General features: G+C 52.3%; 13 protein-coding genes. 6 read left to right on the forward strand and 7 right to left on the reverse strand.

From position 1 onward, the window contains the following. Positions 1-34: 34 nt before the first annotated feature. From ACFOMG_RS07495 to ACFOMG_RS07515, 5 genes are all read left to right on the forward strand, one after another. Positions 35-2,896, forward strand: a complete 2,862-nt coding sequence (locus ACFOMG_RS07495) for a biotin/lipoyl-containing protein (protein ID WP_376865771.1) — start codon at positions 35-37, stop codon at positions 2,894-2,896. Between the two features lie 14 nt (positions 2,897-2,910). Then, on the forward strand, positions 2,911-3,315 hold the full coding sequence (gene mce, locus ACFOMG_RS07500) for a methylmalonyl-CoA epimerase (protein ID WP_376865772.1): 405 nt from the start codon (positions 2,911-2,913) through the stop codon (positions 3,313-3,315). 157 nt (positions 3,316-3,472) lie between these two features. Next, positions 3,473-5,617, forward strand: coding sequence for a methylmalonyl-CoA mutase (gene scpA / locus ACFOMG_RS07505; protein ID WP_376865773.1), 2,145 nt, complete (start codon positions 3,473-3,475; stop codon positions 5,615-5,617). Between the two features lie 293 nt (positions 5,618-5,910). Then, positions 5,911-6,879: a methylmalonyl Co-A mutase-associated GTPase MeaB gene (gene meaB / locus ACFOMG_RS07510; RefSeq protein ID WP_376865774.1), complete on the forward strand. Its 969-nt coding sequence runs from the start codon at positions 5,911-5,913 to the stop codon at positions 6,877-6,879. A 142-nt stretch (positions 6,880-7,021) separates the two neighbouring features. Then, positions 7,022-7,486: a thioesterase domain-containing protein gene (locus tag ACFOMG_RS07515; RefSeq protein WP_376865775.1), complete on the forward strand. Its 465-nt coding sequence runs from the start codon at positions 7,022-7,024 to the stop codon at positions 7,484-7,486. A gap of 18 nt (positions 7,487-7,504) precedes the next feature. On the opposite strand, the gene ACFOMG_RS07520 is transcribed toward ACFOMG_RS07515, so the two are convergent. From ACFOMG_RS07520 to metH, 6 genes are all read right to left on the reverse strand, one after another. Further along, positions 7,505-8,665, reverse strand: a complete 1,161-nt coding sequence (locus ACFOMG_RS07520) for a cation:proton antiporter (RefSeq protein WP_376865776.1) — start codon at positions 8,663-8,665, stop codon at positions 7,505-7,507. 136 nt (positions 8,666-8,801) lie between these two features. Next, positions 8,802-9,305: a DUF934 domain-containing protein gene (locus ACFOMG_RS07525; protein WP_376865777.1), complete on the reverse strand. Its 504-nt coding sequence runs from the start codon at positions 9,303-9,305 to the stop codon at positions 8,802-8,804. Continuing rightward, positions 9,289-10,962, reverse strand: a complete 1,674-nt coding sequence (locus tag ACFOMG_RS07530; protein ID WP_376865778.1) for a nitrite/sulfite reductase — start codon at positions 10,960-10,962, stop codon at positions 9,289-9,291. The genes ACFOMG_RS07525 and ACFOMG_RS07530 overlap by 17 nt, the downstream gene beginning before the upstream one ends. Before the next feature lie 153 nt (positions 10,963-11,115). Further along, the gene (locus tag ACFOMG_RS07535) at positions 11,116-11,904 is read right to left on the reverse strand and encodes a glycerophosphodiester phosphodiesterase family protein (protein WP_376865779.1); all 789 of its coding nucleotides are present in this window, start codon (positions 11,902-11,904) and stop codon (positions 11,116-11,118) included. A gap of 38 nt (positions 11,905-11,942) precedes the next feature. After that, entirely contained in the window at positions 11,943-13,304 is a 1,362-nt protein-coding gene (locus ACFOMG_RS07540; RefSeq protein WP_376865781.1) for an MATE family efflux transporter, read from the reverse strand. 42 nt (positions 13,305-13,346) lie between these two features. Next, positions 13,347-17,090 (reverse strand): methionine synthase, encoded by a 3,744-nt coding sequence (metH, locus tag ACFOMG_RS07545; protein WP_376865782.1) that lies wholly within the window; start codon positions 17,088-17,090, stop codon positions 13,347-13,349. 243 nt (positions 17,091-17,333) lie between these two features. Between metH and nfuA the strand changes: the two genes are divergently transcribed. Continuing rightward, on the forward strand, positions 17,334-17,924 hold the full coding sequence (gene nfuA / locus ACFOMG_RS07550) for a Fe-S biogenesis protein NfuA (protein WP_376865783.1): 591 nt from the start codon (positions 17,334-17,336) through the stop codon (positions 17,922-17,924). Between the two features lie 58 nt (positions 17,925-17,982). Here nfuA and ACFOMG_RS07555 read toward each other — a convergent pair whose 3' ends face one another. Next, entirely contained in the window at positions 17,983-18,285 is a 303-nt protein-coding gene (locus tag ACFOMG_RS07555; protein WP_376865785.1) for a PilZ domain-containing protein, read from the reverse strand. Positions 18,286-18,340: the final 55 nt, after the last annotated feature.

Genomic DNA, 18,340 nt, shown 5'->3' on the forward strand with positions numbered 1-18,340 from the left:
AACTTAAAGCGAAACGCGTACGGGATTTAGAACAATGAGCAACGATTATTACCTGAACAATCCGCTGATTCACCAGCAACGTCGTCTGGCTGGCCACAGCAGTGAGTGGGTGCAGAGCTTCAGCTGCACACATATGAAACCACTGATCATTTGTCGTGGTCCGATCCGTAAAGAAGCGATGGATGTTTTTGAGGAAATGGGTATCGAACATTACGGTATCCTGCTGTCAGAAAAAGATTCCATCGTGTATCAGAACGCTTTAGCCCCGGAGTTACGTCAGCTGACCGATCCGGATCGGGTACACCGGGTACCGGACTATACCGGTGTTGATAAAGAAGAACGTGACGTCCGGATTCGTCAGATTATCAAGATCGCCAAAGACAACGGTTATAACGCCATTTTCACCGGTTACGGGTTCATGGCCGAAGACGAAAATATGGTGTCGGCTATGGAGCAGGCCGGACTGAACTTTATTGGCCCCTGTTCCCGTACTGTGCATGATGCGGGCCTGAAAGACGAAGCCAAACGTACGGCATTAAAAGTAGGCGTGAGTGTTACACCAGGTATTGATAACGCGACCGCCATCACTTTACTGAAAAAACACAGCGATGAGCAGGCCTTACTGGCACTGGCAGAAGAACAACAGCTGCCACTGAAACGCGACGCGTTTGATGCCGCCGAAACACTGGCAGACAAAGCCGATATCGTGCTGGCGGCGTCGTACGATAAAGGCGTTGACCTGTACAGTATTGACGAACTGGCTGCCACCATTGCCGAACAGGTTGTGGTGATGGGGCGTGACTACCCACAAAATCGTATCCGTCTGAAATGTATTGGCGGCGGTGGTGGCAAAGGCCAGCGTATCCTGCCAAATCCATCTTCGTTTGACGGCGATCTGGATAAACAGCTGGCTCAGGTTGCCGAACTGGCGCCATCACTGGTGCTGGAAATTCTTAACGAAGTGAAAGCCACCGGTCAGGGCGATAACAAAAATGTGCTGATTGAGCTGAACATCGAAACCACCCGCCACCAGGAAATTCAGGTGATTGGTAACGGTGACTGGACTCTGGCTATGGGTGGGCGTGATTGTTCGTTACAGATGCACGAACAAAAACTGCTGGAAGTGTCGGTGACCGCTGAGGATCTGGAAGCGGCATTAACCGAAGCGGTAAAAGCCGGACGTGACAACGAAGCGCAGATTCTGAAGCAGGACATTGAAACCCTGCTGGAGATGGAGCGTCAGTCAGAAGTGTTTGGTCAGGCGGTTGGTCTCGACAGTGTTTCCACTTTTGAATGTATCGTCGATCGCGATAAACACTTCTTTATGGAAATGAATACCCGGATTCAGGTAGAACACCGGGTCACAGAACTGTGTTATGCGCTGAAATTTATCAACCCGAATAATCACAGTGAATTTTTCGTAGTGAATTCACTGGTTGAAGCCATGGTGTTGCTTGCTGCTCACGGTTCCCGGCTGCCGAAGCCGGAGCGTTTATTGCGCCACAACGCGTCGGTGGAAGCACGCTTAAATGCCACCAACCATGCACTGGCACCACATGCCGGTGGTGTGATTGAGCATTGGTCTGATGCCCGTGAAGGCGAAATTCGCGATGACCAGGGTATTTCAATGCATAACCCCGACACCGATGTGTTTATGAAATACCATCTGGCCGGTGCTTATGACAGTAATATTGCCTTGTTGTTGACCGTTGGTAATGAGCGGCGCGACAGTTACGAGCGACTGGCAGAAATCCTGCGCACCACAGAATTACGCGGTAAAGACCTGGCAACCAACCTTGAGTTTCACTACGGCCTGGTCAATTGGTTCCTGGGTAATAATATTAATGCCCGGCCAACCACCCGGTTTATTGTGCCTTACCTGACGGCAGTCGGGCTGTTAAAACAGCAGGCCAACGATTTTGATCTGAAGCATGCCTATCAGCAGGTGTGTGCTAAGGCGCTGACCGGATTGCGCAGTAACGATGAAAAAGCGGCGATGCAACAGGTGTTGGCACGTAAAGAGCTGTTGCTGACCCGGCCGATCGAACGCCTGTTTGCTGATCCGCATATCCTGGCGGGCTGGCTCAGTATTAACCAGGATAATTTCCGCTTTGATGCGGCAGCAAAAAGTCCTCAGATTACCTGGCTGGCTAACCCGGTGCGGGTATTAAAGGAAACCTATCATTTCCTGAATATGGACTTTAATCCGCACAGCCCGGCGGCCACTATGATCTGGGATCATGATGATGAGGTTCTGACGCAGGCCATCGCCTTTTATGATGAACTGGAGCGGCGCTTAGACTGCAGCGACTTTACCGAACTTAATGCTTTGCTGGCCGCGAAAACGGCACCACAGGGGATCGATGCCGAGCAATGGCTGGCGATTCAGTCTGCCCATATTGGCTACCAGGCTGGCTGTGATATTTTGTCGCTGTTGCCATACATCGCCATGGTGACCGATTTTTACGCGCTCAACGTAGCGGATGACCTGAGCATTAATATTCCTGAGCGGCTGACCGACGAAGCGTTGCAAAACAAAATGGCAAAAGTGCTGGTGCCACCGCCGGTTGCCAAAAGTGATGAAATTCTGGCGCCAACCGGCGGTATGTTTTACGCCTGTGAAGCGCCCGGTCTGCCTCCGTTTGTTGAAGTGGGCAGCCATTTTGAGGCCGGTCAGCCGTTGTACATCATCGAAGTGATGAAAATGTTCAATAAGGTGAATGCGCCGTTTGCCGGTACCATTGAAAAAGTTCTGGTGAAAGATGATGGCACCATCATCAGTAAAGGCCAGCCGTTGTTTAAAATTACGCCAGATGAAATCGTGATTGAAGAAACTGCGGAAGAACGTCAGGCCCGGGTGGAAAAACAAACCAGCGCCTACCTGGCAGCCATTTGATCTCGGAGTGACGCATGATTACTGCACTAGACCACATTGCCATTGCGGTGCCGGACCTGGAAAAAGCCATTAAACGCTTTATGGAAGACTTCGGTCTTCCATACAAAGGCAAAGAAGACGTAGCGGCAGCTAAAACCAGTACGGCATTTTTCCCTTTGCCGGAAACCAGTATTGAACTGGTTCATCCGTTGAATGGTGAAGGCCCGATTCAGGGATACCTGGAAAAAAAAGGCGGTGGCTTACACCATTTGTGTTTCCGCAGCGATGATATTGATGCTGACGTCGCACACCTGAAAGCCAAGGGTTATCAGTTTTTGTCGGATGAGCCGTCCATTGGTGCGCATAACTGCAAGGTGATTTTTATTCACCCGAAAAGTTGCGACGGTGTATTGATTGAATTAAATCAGCCACAAGATTAACAAACTATTTGCACTGTCGGGACGGTGTTAAAAGCAGAATAAAGATGCTCAGTTATTATAAAAAGCGCCGCTCTTTGTTCGGATTTTTACCTTGTCCAGACTGCCTCAATCACGTTTTCAGAGCGGATTGGGAAATATCAGATATTAGGAAGTTTCCATGACTGATAGTAAAAAGCCAACCCTGGAGCAGTGGCAAGCGTTAGCCACTAAACAAATGAAGGGGATGACCCCGGAAGAAATGGAGTGGCATACGCCGGAAGATATTCCGATCAAAATTCTGTATACCCAGGATGATGTTAAGGATCTGGAGTTTGCCGATACCATGCCAGGTATGGCGCCTTATGTGCGTGGTCCTCAGGCGACCATGTATGCTGGCCGGCCGTGGACAATTCGTCAGTACGCCGGTTTTTCCACGGCTGAAGAATCCAATGCCTTTTATCGTAAAAACCTGGCGGCGGGTGCCCAGGGTGTGTCTGTTGCTTTCGATCTGGCCACACACCGCGGTTACGATTCAGATCATCCCCGGGTAACCGGTGACGTTGGTAAAGCCGGCGTGGCGATTGATTCGGTTGAGGATATGAAAATTCTGTTCGATGGAATCCCGCTGGATAAAGTCTCGGTCTCCATGACCATGAACGGCGCAGTGTTGCCTATTCTGGCGAACTATATCGTGGCGGCGGAAGAGCAGGGCGTATCGCAGGATAAACTGAGTGGCACCATTCAGAATGATATTCTGAAAGAGTTTATGGTGCGTAACACCTATATTTACCCGCCTGCGCCTTCGATGAAAATTATCGGCGATATTATCGGTTATACCTCCGAACATATGCCGAAGTTTAATTCCATTTCGATCTCCGGCTACCACATTCAGGAAGCCGGGGCAGACGCTGCACTGGAGCTGGCTTACACCTTAAGTGATGGTCGTGAATACGTCCGTACCGCCATTAATGCCGGTCTGGATGTGGATGCATTTGCTCCCAGGTTGTCGTTTTTCTGGGGCATTTCCATGAATTTTTATATGGAAATTGCCAAGCTGCGGGCCGGCCGTTTGTTATGGCACCGCATTATGGAAGAATTCGATCCGCAAAATCCTAAATCGTCTATGTTGCGTACCCACTCTCAGACGTCGGGTTGGTCGCTGACGGAGCAGGATCCTTACAATAACGTTATCCGTACCACCATTGAAGCGATGGCAGCGGTATTCGGTGGAACCCAGTCGCTGCACACCAATGCGCTGGATGAAGCGGTTGCGCTGCCGACGGAATTTTCTGCCCGTATTGCCCGTAATACACAGATTATTATTCAGGAAGAAACCGGTATTCGCCAGGTCGTCGATCCCTGGGGTGGTTCTTATATGATGGAGAGCCTGACCCAGCAGATTGCCGATAAAGCCTGGGAATTAATCGAGGAAATTGAGGCCAAAGGCGGTATGGCAAAAGCCATTGAAGAGGGCCTGCCTAAACTGCGTATCGAAGAATCGGCGGCGAAAAAACAAGCTCGTATCGACCGCGGTGAAGACGTGATTGTTGGTGTGAACAAATACCAGCTGGATAAAGAAGACGACCTCGATATTCTTGAAGTCGATAACGTGGCGGTACGTGAATCTCAGATTAAACGACTGGAAACCATTCGCGCTGAGCGTGATAGTGACGCCGTTAATCAGGCCCTGGCAGCCATTACTGCAGCCGCTAAAAGCGGCGCCGGTAATCTGTTGGATCTGGCCGTGAAGGCGGCCCGGTTACGCGCGACCGTCGGGGAAATTTCTGATGCGATGGAAGCGGAGTTCGGACGCTTTCAGGCAGAAGCCCGCACCATCTCTGGCGTGTATGGCGCACCGTATGAAGATGATGCCGACTGGCAATCGATTAAAGCGGATATTGAAACCTTTGAAGCACAACAGGGCCGTCGGCCACGTATGTTGGTGTGTAAAATGGGGCAGGATGGTCATGACCGCGGAGCCAAAGTGATTGCCACCGCATTTGCGGATGTCGGTTTTGATATCGATCTGTCGCCGATGTTCTCTACGCCGGAAGAAGTGGCCAAACAGGCGGTGGAAAACGACGTTCATGTTGTGGGTGTTTCTTCTCAGGCCGCAGGCCATAAAACCCTGGTGCCGGCCCTGATTGCGGAGCTTAAGAAGCAGGGTGCCGAGGATATTATCGTCGTGGCTGGCGGTGTGATTCCGAAGCAGGATTATGACTATCTGTGGGAATCTGGCGTTAAAGGCATCTTTGGCCCGGGAACCAAAATCCCGGTCAGTGCCCGCGAGGTATTGGATGCTATTAACGAAGCGCAGGGCTAAACCAGCATTTCGGATTATACAAACAAAAGAATCGATTGTTTTTCAAAGTAGCAACATGAGCACTCGGTACATCCCTGTACCTCGCCTTTCGGGCAGCTGCGCTGTGCAAAAATACTATCCTGTATTTTTGTGTTGCTGCTCTCGAAAAGTATTCGGTTTTTTCGTTTTAGATAAACGAACAGTGGTGAATATTTGGCGAGTGCGTGCGATGACATGGAAGTCATCGCCGAGCCTACAAGGAAGTATTTATGGCGTTACGAGCGAATGTTTACCACTGCGAGTCAGGCTAAAAAATGATTGATTTAGAAAAACTAACATCGGGTAATCGCAGGGCATTGGCGAAAGCCATTACGCTGGTTGAAAGTAAGCTCGATAGCCATCGAGAACAAGCCCAGGGCATTCTGAATCAGCTGCTGCCGGCCACTGGCAAATCGATTCGTATCGGAATTACCGGTATTCCGGGAGTCGGGAAATCCACTTTTATCGAAGCCTTTGGCCTGTATTTAATTGAGCAGGGAAAAAAGGTAGCGGTACTGGCGGTTGATCCAAGCTCGCCACTGCGTGGTGGCAGTATTCTGGGTGACAAAACCCGAATGGAACTATTATCCCGCGAAGAAAATGCATTTATTCGCCCGTCGCCAAGCGAAGGCGCGTTAGGTGGTGTTGCCCAGAAAACCCGGGAGACCATGCTGCTGTGCGAAGCGGCGGGTTACGATGTCATTCTGGTGGAAACCGTTGGCGTGGGTCAGTCAGAATACGAAGTGGCGGCCATGGTCGATTTTTTTCTGGTGCTGATGATGCCCAATGCCGGTGATGAGCTGCAGGGCATCAAACGTGGCATTATGGAGCTGGCGGATGCTCTGGTGATTAATAAAGCCGATGGTGAAAGTATTCGCCTGGCGAAACAAACCCAGGGCCATTATCAGAGCGCCTTCCATCTGATGAAAACCAGCAGCTTCTGGACACCTCAGGTAACCACCTGCTCAGCACTGAAAAAGGACCGTATTGAAGAAGTCTGGCAGATGATTGAGTCTTACCAGAATGCGGCGAATGAATGTATCAATGCCGGCATTTCTGCGTTTGCCGAAAAACGGGCGCGTCAGAATTCGCAGTGGTTAAAAAAACTGATTCAGGAAATGCTGGAATTACGTCTGAAACAAAACCCGCAGGTGCGCCAGCAGCTGCCGGAACTGGAGGCTCAGGTGCTGAATAATCAGACCACGCCTTACAATGCGGCGCAGAAAATTATCGATCTTCTGTAATATTATCCGCACTCGGCGGCAGGTAGTTTTAGTCAGCACGCTATAAATACGTCCCCGTACGCTCTGGCAATTCATCCCTGAATTACCCAGCCTGACACTATCTCCAGCTGAGTGCTTATAGGAATTCAATCGCAGATTTAACATGAATACTGATATCAGCCAGAAATTAAAAGATTTTTTTGTCGAACACCTGCCGATCACCCAGTTTATGGGGTTAGAGGTTGAATCCTATGATGGTGAGCAGCTTGTGTTAAGCGCGCCATTGGCGCCGAATATTAACGACAAACAAACGGCCTTTGGCGGCAGCCTGTACAATGCAGCGGTGATGGCTTGCTGGGGCTTTGCTTACCTGAAGACTCAGGAAAAGGGGCTGGTATGTAATCAGGTCGTAGCTGGCGGAGAGGTAAAATACCTGGCGCCGGTGACCGGTAAAATCCGTGCGGTTTGTAAAAATCCGGGGGATAAATTGATTGCCAGTTTCCTCGATCATTTTAATCGCAAAGGCCGGGCTAAAATATCGTTGCAGGCAGAAATCAGCTGTGACGGTGAAGTGGACAGTGCAGTAGCGGTTACCTTCTCCGGCCAATACGCCATCCTGGCGGAATAATATAACCAGCAGCGGCGCTTAGTCGCGCCGCAGTTTATCTTTTACCGCAATCGGGTTGGGGTAGTTAAACACCACAATATAGCTGGAGATTGCAAAGGTAATAATGGCTGTGGCCTGGATCAGCGATGAGCCTTGTTCGGATAACAGCTGACTTTCCAGTGCGACAAACGCAATCAGCAATGAAAATTCACTGATTTGCCCGAGGCGGAAACCCACATCCCAGGCCAGAGCCCGGCGCTCACTGAAACCGGCCAATAAATAACGGAAGGTCAGAGGTTTAATCACCAGCACCAGTACGGCGAGAATAACGGCCGGAATGACCACCGCCGATAACAGCCCCAGATTAAAGCTGGCGCCCAGAGCAAAAAAGAACATCACCAGGAAAAAGTCGCGTAATGGCTTCAGGCTGATGGCTATAAACTGGGCAATCGGGCTGGTTGCCAGAGTGACGCCGGCAACAAACGCCCCGATTTCATACGTCAGACCAATAATTTTTGCGCCTTCAGCAACCGCCAGGCACCAGCCAATCGCAAGAATAAATAAATACTCCTGGTAGCGGTCGAAGCGCGCAATCAGTGGCAATAACACGCCTTTGACCACCAGATAACAGGCAGTCACCAGCAGTGGCAGGGCGACAAAAGGCTGCCAGATCGGCATATCGCTGTTTCCCGACATAACTCCCAGCAGAATCAGGGTCAGAATGGCTAACAAATCCTGAATTAATAATAAACCAATCATCAGTTCGCCCATGTGTTTGTGATGCAACACCGTGGTGGGCAGCAGCTTGAGGCCAATAATGGTGGACGAAAACATCATTGCCAGGCCAATGACCAGGCTGTCGGTGAGGCTGAAAGCAAACGCCTGTGACAGGCCAAAGCCGGTAGCAAAAAACACCAGGGAGCTGACCAGAGCTACGGCTGTGGCTTTGCGTAATACCGCAATTAAGGCGGCAGGCTGCATATCCAGGCCGAGCAGGAACAACAAGAAAATAATGCCGATATGCGACATATCCGACAGATTTTCCGGGTGCTCAATCCAGCCCATACCAAATGGCCCGACCAGAGCGCCCAGTGCAATGTAGGCAATTAATAACGGCTGGCGGGTAAACAGCGCCAGGGTGGCAAAAATCGTGGCGCCGGAAAACACCAGAAAAAACGAAAAAACAATATCCTGATTCATGCTGAAAGCTTAAGTGAGTTGGCGTTGCGCCGCCAGTGGCAAAACGTCTGGCAGGGGTGATGTATGCCCGGGTGGTTGCCGGAGAGTCATAAAAAAACCGCCAAAGTGGCGGTTTTTTTATGACGTTCAGCCGGTTTCAGCGGCGGCGATGCAGCGGTCGTGGATCGTTAACGTCGTTCTGATAACACACGCTGAAGGTAGCGAAGGCGGCCAGTGCATCGTCGACATCCTGATCTGAGCGTAACGCAAAGCTGGTGAAACCACAGCGCTGCATAAAAAACAACTGATCGACCAGTACGTCACCGGTGGAGCGTAATTCGCCGTTATAACCATAACGTTCGCGCAACAGGCGGGCGGTGGAATAACCGCGGCCATCGGCGAACTTCGGAAAGTCGATACAAATCAGCGCAAAGTTGTCCGCTTCGTCGGCCAGCTGGTCGGCGGTTTCTTCGCTGCTCAGTTGCAGTGCCAGTTTACCCGCTTCTGCCTGGGCTTTAAGTGCCGCTTTATTGTCATTCCAGCGGCTCAGGCTGATCACGGCGTAATCACTGACAGCCTGATCATCATTAACCCAGTGCCATGGGTCATCATTCACTGGCTGGCGATCCTTAAGCAGGGTAGGTTTATTCAGGTTTTCCATAAACGGCCTCCTTAAAGGTGTTGTGGCCCAGGCGGCGGTAAGCTTCCAGGAAGCTTTCACCGTCGCTGCGCTGAGCAACGTAACAGTCGAGAATTTTAGCAATAACATCTGGCATGGCTTCGCGGGCGAAAGACGGACCGAGAATTTTACCTAACGCAGCGTCCTGGCTGTCGTTACCGCCGGAGTTACCGCCGAGCGAAATCTGATAAAACTCTTCGCCTTTTTTATCCACCCCTAACACACCGATGTTACCTACGTGGTGGTGACCACAGGCATTCATACAGCCGGAGATATTGAGGTCGATTTCACCCAGATCATGCAGATAATCGAGGTTGTCAAAACGTACCTGAATGGCTTCAGCGACCGGGATCGACTTGGCGTTTGCCAGGGCGCAGAAGTCACCGCCCGGGCAGCAGATCATATCGGTCAGCAGTCCCAGTGTGGGCGTAGCCAGTCCCAGTGCTTTGGCTTTTTGCCATAAGGCGAACAGCTGACCTTGTTCCACATCGGCCAGTACCAGGTTTTGCTGGTGAGTCGAACGAATTTCACCAAAACTGAATTCGTCGGCCAGAGTGGCAATGTCGTCCATCTGTTCAGCGGTAACATCACCCGGAGCATTGCCTTTTTGCTTCAGGCTCAGGGTCACAATGGCATAGCCGTCTTTTTTGTGGTCACGTACGTTGCGCTGCACCCAGCGGGCAAATGCCGGCTGGTCGGCCAGTGCCTGCTGATATTCTGCCGGGTCAGATGGCAGAGTTTTATACGCCGGTTCGGTAAAGTGGGCTTTAACGCGTTCCAGTTCTGCTGCCGGCAATTTGCCGTCACCGTCTTTGATGCGTTGCCATTCTTCTTCGACCAGCTCACGCATCCGCTCGACACCCAGTGCTTTTACCAGGATTTTGATACGCGCTTTGTATTTGTTATCACGACGGCCAAACTGGTTGTAAACCCGGATAATGGCATCCAGATAGGTCAGCAGATCGTCTTCGGCCAGGAAGTCGCGGATTTCACTGCCGATGATTGGCGTACGGCCCAGGCCGCCACCAACCAGGATGCGATAGCCAATTTCGCCGGCTTCATTTTTAATGATATTCACGCCGATGTCGTGCACATGAATCGCAGCCCGGTCTTCGCCCGGTACGGCATTGACGGCAATTTTGAATTTACGCGGCAGGAAGGCAAATTCCGGGTGGAAAGTTGACCACTGGCGGATGATTTCACAATACGGGCGCGGATCAACAATCTCTTCTTTTACCACACCGGCGTACTCGTCGGTGGTGGTGTTACGGATACAGTTGCCGCTGGTTTGCACGGCGTGCATCTGAACTTCAGCCAGTTTGGCCAGGATTTCAGGGCATTTTTCCAGTGCTGGCCAGTTAAACTGGACGTTCTGACGGGTGCTGAAGTGGGCATAACCTTTGTCGTAGTCGCGTGCGACCATCGCCAGTGCCCGCAACTGTGCGGAGTTAAACAGGCCATAAGGAATGGCAACCCGCAGCATTGGTGCATAACGTTGCACATAAATACCATTTTGCAGGCGCAGCGGCAGGAATTCGTCTTCCGCAATTTTGCCGGCGAGATAACGCTCCATTTGCCCACGGAACTGGGCAACGCGTTCATTCAGCAATTGCTGATCGTACTCGTCGTAAACGTACATAATGATCCGTAAACTCTAATCAGGCTGGTTTTCTGGTTTAGTTAGTCGCGCACCTTAACAGAGGCTATATATTCTTAAAATTAATATTTATCTATATGGTAATAGCATCAGGGAATAAACAACACTGATGACTGCCTGGCTGCGCTTTTTGGGTCAGTGATTATGCCATTGCTGCGTTTTCCGGCCTTGCTGGATTAATCGATAAGGGTAATCGGAAAAAACGGAAACGACGCCGGCATTCCATAAGTGTTGTGCCTGTTCCGGGTCATTGACGGTAAAGCAGGCCAGTGGGAAGCCTTGCTCGGCAATCTGGCGCACCAGTTTTTCGTCGAAGAAATCGGCGCAGAAGTGCAGTCCCTGGCAGTTATATTCTTCTACCCGTTCCTGCCAGTTATAGGGGATTGCATCGACATTTAATGCCCGCGGTATATCTTCCAGATGCAGCTGGCAGGCCTTAAGAGCGTGGTGATTAAAGCTGCTCAGCAGCAGCGTGTGCTCGAAGGGCACCTGTTGCAATGCTGAGCGAATGGCCCAGACGGTTTCTGTTTCACGACCGATATTGGGTTTGACTTCCAGATTGATGTTCAGCTCCAGCTGGTTGGCCAGACTTAATAATTCCGTCAGGGTCAATAAACGCTCGTTTTTAAAGTCTGACGAGAACCAGCTGCCACAATCGAGTTTTTTCAGTTCGCTGAGTTTCAGCTGAGCAACATGACCAATACCGTCAGAACAACGTTTCAGTTCGGAGTCATGAAAAATCACCGCCACCCCTTCGGCACTGATGGTGGCGTCCACTTCGATCCAGCGGGCGCCATGCTCGGCTGCCAGGCGAATAGCAGCGGCGGTGTTTTCCGGAGCATGTCCGCTGGCGCCGCGGTGGGCGATGACCGGATCGATGTGTTGATAAGCATTAATGGCAGGAATCGGGGTGAAGCCGGACATGGCGCTACTCCGTAAAACGTGGCTGGTCGGGCCGGCTTTCAGATGTGTATGCTGGCCCAGTGTCTGGTGCGCCAGATTACCGCATAAACCAGTGACAGAGAAATCCGTTGTACGCCTTGCAGAATCCATACACCGGTCAGGCCGGCGCCGGCAAACGGCCCGACATAATAGGCCAGTGGTAATAACACCCCCCATTGCATGATGAGGTTGATGCGCATCACCTGGCGACTGGCGCCGGCGCCCAACAATGCCTGAGTCAGTACCATGGCGGTGACTTCCATCGCAATGGCAATGCCGGAGATGCGCAACGGCCAGGTGCCCAGCTCAATCAGATGTTGCTCTGGTGTGAACAGTCGCAGAATTTCCTGCGGCATCAGCCACAGCGGTATCCCTACCAGGGCCATGATAAATACCGCGACTCTTACTACCTCCCAGCCCCAGCGATAGGCGTCATCGCTGTCCTGCCGCCCCAGTGCCTGGCCAACCAGACTGGTTGACGCGATTCCCAGGCCCACCGCCGGCAGAATTAATAATAACGACAGGTTGATCAGGATATGGCCCACGGCCTGTTCCTGGGTGCCGATCTGGCCAATGATCCAGAACATGACGCTGGTACCCAAAGCAAATAACACCTGCTGCGTCGAATTGGGTAATGCCAGTTGAGCAACGCTGAGCAGGCTGGCTTTGGTTGGCCGCTGGCAGTCTGCAAAGCGGGCGCGGTGGCGACGGAAGGTCAGCCAGCCGTAAGCCAGCGTGCCCAGCAGCATTGAAGCGGCTGTACCCATGCCGGAGCCTGTGGCACCAAAGCCATAAAACCCCAGCTGAGGCAGGCCAAAAATTAATACATAGCTGATCGCGACGTTGGACAGGTGCATCAGTAACAACACTTTTAAGTGTTGTTTCGTCGCGCCAATGCCGCTCCAGAAGCCGCGGAAAACAAAGTTCATTCCAATAAAGACCGCTGCCAGGGTGCGCCATTGAAAATACGGTATCGCGATGTCACTGACTTCCGGGGCATCGTTGAACAGCGGTAGTAGCGGTGGCGCCAGCAGGTAGAACAGCACGGTCAGCGGGATGCCAACCAGGCAGGCAAGGGTGAGCCCGGCCAGTACCGGTTCAGCGATATGGGAGTGTGAATGGTTGGCACCGTGACGCCGCGCCACCAGCGCCTGGACCCCTGAGGACAACCCCATAACGGTGGATACCACAATAAAACTGGCGTAGCTGCCTACCCCGACACCGGCCAGCGCCGCATCACCCAGGCGGCCAACCATGGCGGCGTCGACCAGGTTGATCAGGCTCTGCGATAACATACCGCCAATAATGGGTACGCCAATGATCAGGATGTGTTGCAGCCTGCGAGGTTCAATGGCGAGCAGGCTGGCAATCAGGCGTAACATAACAACCCGGATAACCGGCAGCCCGTTGTGGGCTGCCTGCTGTTAGCGGTCATAACTCAGGTTGGGTGCCAGCCAGCGCTCCATGGTGTCGGTTGCCATGCCTTTGCGCTGGGCAATGTTTTCCACCTGATCTTTGTCGATTTTACCCAGACCAAAATATTTCGCCTGAGGGTGAGAGAAATACCAGCCACTGACGGACGCTGCCGGATACATGGCGTAGTTTTCGGTCAGCGTGACGCCGGTATGGCGAGTGGCATCGAGTAATTCGAACAGGGTGGTTTTTTCGGTGTGGTCCGGGCAGGCCGGATAACCCGGTGCCGGGCGAATGCCTTTGTAGGCTTCTTTGATCAGCGCTTCGTTATCCAGCGTTTCGTCACTGGCGTAACCCCAGATATCTTTGCGCACGATTTCGTGCAGGCGCTCAGCAAAGGCTTCCGCCAGGCGGTCAGCCAGGGCCTTAATCATGATGCTGTTATAGTCATCGTGATTATCATCGTACTGCTGGGCCAGGGTTTCGGCTTCCAGGCCGGTGGTTACAACAAACGCACCGACGTAGTCGTTGACGCTGCCTTCCGGGGCGATGTAATCGGCCAACGAGTAATTTGGCTGGTCGTTTGGTTTGTCGGTTTGCTGACGCAGCTGGTGCAACAGAGCAATCTCCTGATCGCGCTGTTCACCGCTGTCGTCGCCACGGAATACCACGATGTCGTCGGCACCGCGGCGCTGTGCCGGCCAGATGCCGACCACGCCTTTGGCGGTAAACAGTTTTTCATCAACGATACGCTGCAACATGGCGCGGGCATCATTGTATAAATTGGTGGCTGCTTCACCGACGACCTCATCTTCCAGAATGCGCGGGAATTTACCGGCCAGTTCCCAGGAGATAAAGAAGGGTGTCCAGTCGATGTAATCGACCAGCTCAGCCAGGTCAAAATCGTCATAAACCGACAGTCCCAGCTTGTTGGGCACCGGTGGCTGGTAGCCATCGCTCTGGTTGTCGCTGGCCCAGCCACCATCGAATGCATTGGCGGTGGCTTTATCGTAGCTCAGCAGGGGTTTTGCTTTGCGGTTGGCGCTGCGTTCGCGCACTTTTTCATATTCCGCGCGGCGCTCAGCGATAAAGTCGGTTTTATCCTGGGCGTTAACCAGTTTCTGGGCAACACCCACGGCCCGGGAGGCATCAGCGACATAGGTGGCAATGTCGTTCTGGTATTGAGGTTCAATTTTAACGGCGGTGTGTGCTTTGGATGTTGTCGCACCACCGATCAGCAATGGCAGGTGGTAATCCAGACGTTGCATTTCGCGCGCAACGTGCACCATTTCATCCAGTGACGGCGTGATCAGGCCGGATAAACCAATGATGTCGCAGTTTTCTTCTTTAGCGACCTTGAGGATTTTTTCGGCCGGCACCATAACGCCAAGGTCGACCACCTCAAAGTTATTACACTGCAGTACAACACCAACGATGTTTTTACCGATGTCGTGCACGTCACCTTTTACCGTCGCCATCAGGATTTTGCCCTGTGATTGTGATGCTCCGTCTTTTTCATCTTCAATAAACGGCAGCAGGTAAGCCACCGCCTGTTTCATAACCCGGGCACTTTTGACCACCTGGGGCAAAAACATTTTGCCGGAGCCAAATAAATCACCGACCACGTTCATGCCATCCATTAATGGACCTTCGATCACCTCGATCGGGCGATCGAATTGTTGCCGCGCTTCTTCAGTGTCCTGTTCGACGTAGCTGTTGATGCCTTTAACCAGAGCGTGGGTCAGTCGCTCCCGTACTGGCAGCTCACGCCATTCTTCGTTTTCTTTTTCCTGGATCGAGCCGTCACCGCGGTATTTTTCGGCAATCTCCAGTAACCGGTCGGTAGCGTCATCGCGTTTATTGAGAATGACGTCTTCAACCCGGTCTTTCAGTTCACCAGGCAGGTCGTCGTAGACCGCCAGCTGACCAGCGTTGACGATGCCCATGCTCATGCCGTTCTGGATGGCGTAGTAGAGGAAGACGGAGTGAATTGCTTCGCGCACCGGTTCGTTACCACGGAACGAGAACGAGACGTTACTGACGCCGCCGGAAATTTTGGCGTGTGGCAGATTATTTGTGATGTATTCGCAGCTTTCGATAAAGTCGACCGCGTAGTTGTTGTGTTCGTCGATACCGGTGGCGACGGCGAAGATGTTCGGGTCGAAGATAATGTCTTCCGGCGGGAAGCCGACTTTATCCACCAGCACCCGGTAGGAGCGCTCGCAGATTTCGTTTTTCCGGGCGACGGTGTCGGCCTGGCCGGCTTCATCAAACGCCATAACCACCACCGCGGCGCCATAACGCAGGCAGCGTTTGGCCTTGTCGATAAACTCCTGCTCACCCTCTTTCAGGCTGATGGAGTTGACCACGGCTTTGCCCTGGATACACTTCAGGCCGGCTTCGATGATCTCCCATTTGGACGAATCGACCATAATCGGCACCCGGGAGATATCCGGTTCTGAGGCGATCAGGTTGAGGTAACGCACCATGGCAGCTTCGGAATCGAGCATGCCTTCGTCCATATTGATGTCGATAATCTGCGCACCGTTTTCCACCTGTACCCGGGCAACTTCCAGCGCTTCGTCATAGGCTTCTTCTTTAATCAGACGTTTGAAGCGGGCAGAGCCTGTGACGTTGGCGCGTTCACCAACGTTAACGAACAGGCTGTTTTCATCGAAGTTAAAGGGTTCCAGGCCGGATAACCGGCAAGCCGGCTTGATGCTGGGGATGTTGCGCGGCGGATGTTTTTTTACCGCCTCAGCAATCGCCTGAATATGAGCCGGTGCGGTACCACAGCAGCCACCGATAATATTAAGGAAGCCGCTTGCTGCAAATTCTTCAACGATCACCGCCATTTCTTCCGGACTCTGATCGTATTCGCCGAACTCGTTTGGCAGGCCGGCGTTCGGGTGGGCGGAAATAAAGGTGGAGACCTTGTTCGATAATTCTTCGATGTGCGGCCGCAGCTCTTCAGCCCCCAGAGCACAGTTCAGGCCTACCGACAGCGGCCGGGCGTGGGCGATGGAGTTCCAGAAGGCTTCGGCGGTCTGACCGGAAAGGGTGCGGCCTGAGGCGTCGGTGATGGTGCCGGAAATCATAATCGGCAGCTCTTCACCTTGTCGCTCAAAGGCTTCCTGCACGGCAAAAATCGCGGCTTTGGCATTCAGCGTGTCGAATACGGTCTCAATCAGAATCAGATCGGCGCCACCGTCCATCAGGGCTGTGGTGGCTTCGACGTATTCCTCTACCAGCTGATCAAAGGTGATGTTGCGGAAACCCGGGTCATTGACGTCGGGTGAAATAGACGCGGTTTTACTGGTTGGTCCAAGCACCCCGGCGACATAGCGGGGCACGCCGGTTTCTGCTTCAACCTGTTCTGCGACCCGGCGCGCCAGAGCCGCTGCTTCCCGGTTCAGCTCGGGGACCAGTGCCTCCAGCTGGTAGTCGGCCTGCGACACCCGGGTGCTGTTAAAGGTGTTGGTTTCAACGATATCGGCACCGGCCATAAAATACTGGCGGTGAATACCGGCAATGATCTCTGGCTGGGTCAGCACCAGCAGGTCGTTGTTGCCTTTAACATCCTGTTCCAGATCGGCAAACCGTTCACCGCGGTAGTCTTTTTCTTCCAGCTGGTGTGACTGAATCAGGGTGCCCATGCCACCATCCAGAATATGGATGCGCTGTTCCATATCGGCTTTTAACCGGGCAATCCGTTGCTGGCGTAACTCAGTTAGAGAGGTGGCTGACTGACTCATGAATATCCTGCTGAATAGAAAAAATGGCGCAATATTGTAGCAGAGCGGAGGTGTTCCTTAATATGAAATATCTGCAAGTCGACTTGAATATCTTTCACACAGGGATCATTTCTGCGGTTTTGTGTAGTGGCGATAGCGTTGCCGTACACTGAACAGCCTGTCTTATCCAACTGAATTACTAGGGTATTTAACGCAGCGGCTGCTTTAGGTAGAATGGCGCCAGTTAATTGAGGTAGTGAACAAATGACAACATACGTGACCATCACCCCGGATGCTGAAACTTACCTGGCGGAGTTGCTGGAAAAGCAGAATGTGGAGGGAATGGCTGTACGTATTTTTATTACCCAGCCTGGTACTAAATACGCAGAAACCTGTCTGGCTTATTGTAAGCCGGAAGAGGTGAGCGCCAATGATGAACTGCAGGCGATGGAAAAGCTGAAGGTTTATGTTGAGGCGATGAGTATTCCCTACCTGGAAGACTCAAAAATTGATTTTGCTAAAGACCGCATGGGTGGTCAGCTGACGATCAAGGCGCCCAACGCCAAGATGCCGAAGGTTAATGCCGACAGCCCGGTTGAAGACCGTATTAATTATCTGCTGTATACCGAAATCAATCCGGGCCTGGCAGCACACGGTGGAGAAGTCAGTCTGGTTGATTTCACAGAAGAGGGTATTGCCATTCTGAAATTTGGTGGTGGCTGTCAGGGCTGCAGTGCGGTGGATATGACGTTAAAAGACGGCGTGGAAGCCAGTCTGATCGCTAAGATCCCGGAAGTGGCCGGAGTGCGTGATGAAACGGACCACAGCCAGACCGAAAACGCCTATTTCAAATAAGCGCGTCATCTTCGCTCTGCAGTTGTAAAAAAGCCGGCTTTGCCGGCTTTTTTATGCGTTACAGAAAGGAGTCGATGCTCAGTCCGATACGATAGTCGCCGCTATCGCAGGGTTGAACCCGGCAAACCGTGACCCGGGCGTGTAGAGGTGGTGTTGAGCCGCCACCGCTTTCAATCTGCAGCTCGCCCTGACAATCTGCCGTTACCGCGTGTTGGCTGCTGAGCTGTACGCCGCTGGAGCTGAGGTCGATACAGGTTAAGGTGTGTCGCTCACCGTTATCCAGTATCAGGGTGGCGGGGGCTTCTACCTGCATGCGGATATAATCCCGCTTCTCCTGATAGTTTCGCGCCAGATTCGACATGATGTGCTCCTTCGCTGTCTTGGTCTTATTGTCAGAGAATCATTCAGCATTCTTT

The sequence above is a fragment of the Bacterioplanoides pacificum genome (assembly GCF_042648445.1).
GTDB classification, from domain to species: Bacteria; Pseudomonadota; Gammaproteobacteria; order Pseudomonadales; family Oceanobacteraceae; genus Bacterioplanoides; species Bacterioplanoides pacificum.

Excerpts from the sequence above, each read along its gene's own strand:
- ACFOMG_RS07530 (WP_376865778.1), bottom strand. The coding sequence starts at position 10,962 with ATGTACGTTTACGACGAGTACGATCAGCAATTGCTGAATGAACGCGTT.
- ACFOMG_RS07515 (WP_376865775.1), top strand. The coding sequence starts at position 7,022 with ATGAATACTGATATCAGCCAGAAATTAAAAGATTTTTTTGTCGAACAC.
- ACFOMG_RS07525 (WP_376865777.1), bottom strand. The coding sequence starts at position 9,305 with ATGGAAAACCTGAATAAACCTACCCTGCTTAAGGATCGCCAGCCAGTG.
- meaB (WP_376865774.1), top strand. The coding sequence starts at position 5,911 with ATGATTGATTTAGAAAAACTAACATCGGGTAATCGCAGGGCATTGGCG.
- mce (WP_376865772.1), top strand. The coding sequence starts at position 2,911 with ATGATTACTGCACTAGACCACATTGCCATTGCGGTGCCGGACCTGGAA.
- ACFOMG_RS07540 (WP_376865781.1), bottom strand. The coding sequence starts at position 13,304 with ATGTTACGCCTGATTGCCAGCCTGCTCGCCATTGAACCTCGCAGGCTG.
- ACFOMG_RS07520 (WP_376865776.1), bottom strand. The coding sequence starts at position 8,665 with ATGAATCAGGATATTGTTTTTTCGTTTTTTCTGGTGTTTTCCGGCGCC.
- scpA (WP_376865773.1), top strand. The coding sequence starts at position 3,473 with ATGACTGATAGTAAAAAGCCAACCCTGGAGCAGTGGCAAGCGTTAGCC.
- ACFOMG_RS07495 (WP_376865771.1), top strand. The coding sequence starts at position 35 with ATGAGCAACGATTATTACCTGAACAATCCGCTGATTCACCAGCAACGT.
- ACFOMG_RS07555 (WP_376865785.1), bottom strand. The coding sequence starts at position 18,285 with ATGTCGAATCTGGCGCGAAACTATCAGGAGAAGCGGGATTATATCCGC.
- metH (WP_376865782.1), bottom strand. The coding sequence starts at position 17,090 with ATGAGTCAGTCAGCCACCTCTCTAACTGAGTTACGCCAGCAACGGATT.
- ACFOMG_RS07535 (WP_376865779.1), bottom strand. The coding sequence starts at position 11,904 with ATGTCCGGCTTCACCCCGATTCCTGCCATTAATGCTTATCAACACATC.
- nfuA (WP_376865783.1), top strand. The coding sequence starts at position 17,334 with ATGACAACATACGTGACCATCACCCCGGATGCTGAAACTTACCTGGCG.